The sequence below is a fragment of the Moorena sp. SIO4A1 genome (genome assembly GCF_010672065.1).
Taxonomy (GTDB): domain Bacteria; phylum Cyanobacteriota; class Cyanobacteriia; order Cyanobacteriales; family Coleofasciculaceae; genus Moorena.
Genome location: NZ_JAAHHX010000161.1, coordinates 1 through 4,139 on the forward strand (window position 1 = coordinate 1; position 4,139 = coordinate 4,139).

Sequence of the window (4,139 nt, forward strand, 5' to 3'; positions counted from 1 at the left end):
ACTCCCTACTCCCTACTCCCTACTCCCTACTCCCTACTCCCTACTCCCTACTCCCTACTCCCTACTCCCTACTCCCTACTCCCTACTCCCTACTCCCTACTCCCTACTCCCTACTCCCTACTCCCTACTCCCTTTCCTCAAGGACCAATGACTAATGACAACTAAAACCCTTGTCATCGTAACCAGTATTGCACCAGGAAATATTAATAAGCAACAAGCAGCTATTAATAGTTGGCTTAATCTAGGATTTGAGGTTGTTTCTTTAAATATTATAGAAGAGATTGAGAAACTCCAGCCTTTATATCAAGACATTAAATTTCACAGAGTATTTCGGGATGGACGAGAGCATTATGGTAAGCCTTATGTTTACATTGATGACCTCTTATCCTATTTGCGTGAGTACGGTAGCCAAATCTGTGGAATTGTTAACGCAGATATTATCTTAAAAGCTGAGCAGGATTTTACAGAATTTATTCGAGAGCAAACTCAAAACTCTATCCTGCTCGCTTCACGAGTCGATGTTGATACTGCTGAATCAATCAACGGTGAGATTTACGATGTTGGGGTTGATGTGTTCTTTTTTGAAAAAGAACTGCTGGAAAAATTCCCATCCTCTGACTTTTGCCTTGGTATTCCCTTTTGGGATTTCTGGGTACCAGTGATTGCTTGGCAACAGGGGTTAACCATAAAAGACTTAGTGTCTCCCGTTGCCTATCATGTCAAGCACTCCACCAACTATAGCTACGAAATTTGGCAAAAATCAGCCCTTAATTTTACCAAACTATTTGCTCCAGCTCGGTATCCTTCTTATCAAGAAAAAGCTGATATCAACAAAGTTGATTATGACTTAATTGGTCACATCGATAACTATATCGTTCAGCAATTCTTGACAATTTATCAAAACAGTAAACAACCGATTATATATAAACCCAGATTACCTGATGCTCAGAATCCGGTCTATAGCCATACCAATACTAAAAATCATGATTATAATTCCTTGGTTTGGTTAGCCTGGACCTGTTATCATTCTGGGAATTTCACCACTATGGCTGAGCAGTTAAAAAACTCCCTAAGCATTACCCCTTATCAACCAACCGAAACTATTTCCGATTGGATAGAGCAGTTTACAACATTTTCAGCGGCTTATGGTTCTCCATTCAATTCTTATCCATTCAGTAACCTACCGGAATGGCAAGAGCTAATACGCTCTACTCTGCTTAATCAACCATTTAGTACCTATAAATGGAAACCCAAAGTATCCATCATCACATCAGTCTTTAAAGGGGATAAGTATATTGAACACTTCCTCAAGGATATTAGCCAGCAGACGGTTTTTGCTGAATGTGAATTACTATTGGTCAATCCCAATTCTCCGGGAAATGAAGAGCCTGTGATTAAAAAGTATATGACCAGGTATCCCAATATTATCTATATAAAATTGGATGAAGACCCAGGGCTGTATGAAGTTTGGAACATGAGCATTCGACTAGCCCGTGGTCACTATATTACCAACGCTAATCTGGATGACCGCAGAGCTCCCAGACATATCGAAGAACATATGAGAGCTTTGGATGAGCATCCTGATGTGGACGTAGTTTGCGCTCCTCTGAAAGTTACGATGCAACCCAATGAAACCTGGGATAATAATACGGCTCATGCTGTCTGGTATGTGGGATTTCCGGAGTATTTTGGAACCGAAGACTTTTTTCAAGAAAAGTGGTGGGCTGAAGGGGAGGAAAAAGGTAAAATAGGCTCCCAAAATCTTCCCCATTGTATGCCGGTCTGGCGGAAGAGTGTCCATGAAAAAAATGGCTATTTCGATGAAATTGAGTATGGCGCGAGTGCTGATTGGGAATTTTGGTTACGTTGTTCAACTAACGGGTCTAAATTCATGCTGTTGAGGGAACCTTTAGGAATTTACCTAGAAGACCCTCAATCCTATAACAGGCGGTTTGAATCAACGGTTGATTTTGAGAAAAAAATTTTACAGGAGTATTATGTACCGCTAACTGAGAAATCCAATGGTAATGGAAGCCTTGATGTCTCCCAAACTGAAGAGCAGGATTCAGGGTTTGAAGACTCTGGGGATTATCCGAAAAAACTCAATCTTGCTTCTGCTTTACAGTATCATTACGGGGAGCATCGCTCTGGATGGTCTTATGCGATGAATAGCTTGAAAGCGTTACATAATGATGCTGGAATCTTGGTGGATGGCTTCATAGAAAAGAAATTTGCCTGGGGTTCCGATCCTGGAGATTGTAACAACACCCCAACTGCTTATACAGAGCCTTGGATTGGATTCATCCATTGCCCTCCCTATGCCCCTAAATGGTTTCAAGAACACCTGTCACCTCAGAGAATATTTGCAAGTCAGTTGTGGCAAGAGAGTATTAAGTATTGTCAAGGTCTATTTTGTTTATCTGAAGACTCTCGTCGATGGCTCCAAAAGCAGCTAGATGTGCCGATTGTCAGCATCATCCATCCTACGGAAACCCCAGATGTCAAGTTTTCGATGGATAAGTTTTTGGCAAATCCTGAGCCAACTATTATCCAAATTGGAATTTGGTTGCGGAAGATGCACTCTATCTACTATTTACCGGTAAAAAACTACAAAAAGGTGGTGTTACGTAAACCCTATTCTGGGGAGATGTTACACACTGAAAAACAAGTATTTAATTTACAGCCCAATTACAGTTATGTGCAGATAGTTGATTATTTGCCCAATGATGAGTATGATGAAGTCTTGTCAAAGAATATTGCTTATTTGGAGTTGTATGACACCAGTGCCAATAACGCGATCATTGAGTGTATCGTCAGAAATACTCCGGTTTTAGTCAATCCGCTGCCAGCTGTAAAAGAGTATTTGGGCGAAGACTATCCCCTTTACTTCCAGTCTAGACAAGAAGCAGCAGCCAAAGCTGAGGATTTTGCCTTAATTGAGGAAACCCACCACTACCTGCAGCAGCACCCGATTAAAGAAAAGCTGAGCAACGATTATTTTTTAAAATCCATTGTCAAATCGGACATCTATCAACAGTTATCATGAGAATATCCCACAAGCATAAGTTTGTATTCCTCAGCAAACCTAAGTGTGCTAGTACTAGTATTCGTAAGGCATTGGATCCTTACACCGATGTTTGGAGTACGGATCAGAAGCGACATTACCATCACCATGTTCCAGCATCTCTGTTAAAGCAGCATTTTGAGCGTATGGGTTGGAACTGGAACAGCTACTTCAAGTTTATTAGTATCCGAAACCCTTGGGATATGCTGGTTTCTCTGTACTTTTATGCTAAGCCAGATCACCGAGGTATTTATTGGTGGGAAAAACCAAGAGTAGTCAGTGTATCCCAAGACATTATCGAAAAATACCCCTATAACCCAAACACCAGGATGCCATTCAAGCAGTGGATTAAGACAGGAAAATCCTGGGACTTGAAGCAGCAACAATTTCTAGATGATTTGTATAGCTATACTCTTCCTTACTATGTTCTTGATGATCATAATAACTTCCTTGTTGATTATGTTATCCGTGTTGAACACCTAGAGGAAGACTTAGATTTTGTAGCTTCAAAGCTAGGACTACCTCTAGATTCTTTGAAGATAAATACTAGCAAGCATGACCACTATAGCCAGTATTATGATAGCGAATCCAAAGCAATAGTCTCCGAAATGTTTGAGTATGATATCAACTACGGAAAGTATTCTTTTTAAACTAGGGAATAGGGAATAGGGAATAGGGAATAGGGAATAGGGAATAGGGAATAGGGAACAGGGAGCAGGGAGCAGGGAACAGGGAACAGGGAACAGGGAATAAAATTTAGATGTACCTCACGCTTACTAGGAAACGCTAGATAATTTTTGAGTGCTCAGTGCTCAGTTATCAGTGCTAATTTTTGAGTGTTGAACTATAAAATATAGTGTTGATAAGACCTATAAGATACAGTCAAATTTATTACTCCTACTCCCTACTCCCTACTCCCTACTCCCTACTCCCTACTCCCTACTCCCTATTCCCTACTCCCTACTCCCTACTCCCTACTCCCTACTCCCTACTCCCTACTCCCTACTCCCTACTCCCTACTCCCTACTCCCTACTCCCTAAAACCCAGGACTTTTTCCCCGCTCGCTAGAGCCTA

At 41.1% G+C, this 4,139-nt stretch carries 3 protein-coding genes; all 3 read left to right on the forward strand.

Annotation, left to right across the window (positions count from 1 at the left end; genetic code table 11):
- The first annotated feature begins 154 nt into the window (after positions 1 to 154).
- The 3 genes from F6K53_RS35390 to F6K53_RS35400 all read left to right on the forward strand — a co-directional run bounded on the left by F6K53_RS35390 (position 155) and on the right by F6K53_RS35400 (position 4,133).
- The gene (locus tag F6K53_RS35390; RefSeq protein ID WP_293071200.1) at positions 155 to 3,046 is read left to right on the forward strand and encodes a glycosyltransferase; all 2,892 of its coding nucleotides are present in this window, start codon (positions 155 to 157) and stop codon (positions 3,044 to 3,046) included.
- Positions 3,043 to 3,714 (forward strand): sulfotransferase family 2 domain-containing protein, encoded by a 672-nt coding sequence (locus tag F6K53_RS35395; RefSeq protein WP_293071198.1) that lies wholly within the window; start codon positions 3,043 to 3,045, stop codon positions 3,712 to 3,714. The genes F6K53_RS35390 and F6K53_RS35395 overlap by 4 nt, the downstream gene beginning before the upstream one ends.
- A gap of 209 nt (positions 3,715 to 3,923) precedes the next feature.
- Positions 3,924 to 4,133, forward strand: coding sequence for a hypothetical protein (locus tag F6K53_RS35400; RefSeq protein WP_293083982.1), 210 nt, complete (start codon positions 3,924 to 3,926; stop codon positions 4,131 to 4,133).
- Positions 4,134 to 4,139 lie beyond the last annotated feature (6 nt).